Origin of the sequence: Polynucleobacter sp. MWH-Berg-3C6 (assembly GCF_018881855.1) — a bacterium.
GTDB lineage: Bacteria > Pseudomonadota > Gammaproteobacteria > Burkholderiales > Burkholderiaceae > Polynucleobacter.
Genome location: NZ_JACVPN010000013.1, coordinates 1 through 1,319 on the forward strand (window position 1 = coordinate 1; position 1,319 = coordinate 1,319).

Annotated in this window: 1 protein-coding gene; it reads left to right on the top strand. The window is 48.9% G+C overall.

The features are described 5' to 3' along the window. Positions 1-76 precede the first annotated feature (76 nt). Positions 77-1,258, top strand: coding sequence for an integrase core domain-containing protein (locus ICN13_RS10000; RefSeq protein ID WP_216140209.1), 1,182 nt, complete (start codon positions 77-79; stop codon positions 1,256-1,258). Positions 1,259-1,319 lie beyond the last annotated feature (61 nt).

Genomic DNA, 1,319 nt, shown 5'->3' on the forward strand with positions numbered 1-1,319 from the left:
TGTACGACTCGACACATAGTTAACACTTTATACCGGACACATACTTTACAGTTTTTGGCATAGGAGGGACCACTCTATGCCGTGGAATGAAAGTACGAAGATGGATGAAAAGCTCAAATTTGTGTCGCGTTACCTCGATGGCGAGAAAATTACGACCCTGTGCCAGGAGTTTGGAATCTCCCGAGTGACTGGCCATAAGATCATTGATCGTTATAAAGATAGTGGTTTAGAAGCCTTTACGGATCGCAGTAGACGACCCTTTCGGCAAGCCAATCGCTTGCCCTTCCAGGTTGAGCAATTGATTGTGAACCTCAAAAAAGAGTTCCCGACCTGGGGCGCTCCTAAATTACGAGAACGATTGCACACCCACTATCCAGAACTGGCACTGCCCGCCAAAAGCACGGTGCATGCCGTTCTCGATCGCCATGGCTTAGTCAAAAAGAAACGCAGACGCCACCACCCCAAACTCACGGGGACCAACTTATCCGATCTCAAAGAGCCCAATGCCCTATGGTGCGTGGATTACAAGGGCGAATTTATGCTGGGTAATAAGCGGTACTGCTATCCCTTAACCGTAACGGACTATGCCTCTCGCTTTTTGATTTGCTGTGAAGGTTTGGAGAGTACTCGTGAAGCGCAGGCTTTTACCGTGTTTGAACAACTCTTTAAAGAGTATGGGCTGCCAGGCTCCATCCGCTCAGACAACGGCGTGCCCTTTGCCTGCGCTAATGCGCTCTATGGTTTAAGTAGTCTATCGGTGTGGTGGCTTCGTTTAGGCATTGGCATTGAGCGCATTAAGCCCGGCAATCCCCAGCAAAATGGTCGGCATGAACGCATGCACTTAACGCTCAAGCAAGCGACCACTAAACCGCCAGCCAAAACACTGTTGCAACAACAAGATAAGTTTGAAGACTTTATCTATGAGTACAACTATGAGCGGCCCCATCAAGCCCTGGAGATGAAAAAACCGGCACAGCTCTATGTTCCTTCGACCCGAAAATACGAAGGGCTGCCCGATGTGAGTTACCCCTTCCACGACAAAACCGTGACCGTGACCAACTGTGGGCGCATCTGTCTTGATGGCAAGAAGATTCACTTTAGTACGGTGTTCGCTGGTCATGACGTAGGCTTACGGCAGGTCGAAGAAGACGTGTGGTTAGTGAGCTTTATGGATTACGATATGGCTTACTTTGATATGGAGTCTTCAAGGGTACAAGCCCTAGAAAACCCATTTGGTCCCAAAGTATTGGGGATGTGATTGGTAAATGTGTAAACCATGTGGTCGGTACCGGACGTAAAGCATGTGTCCGGTACGTACC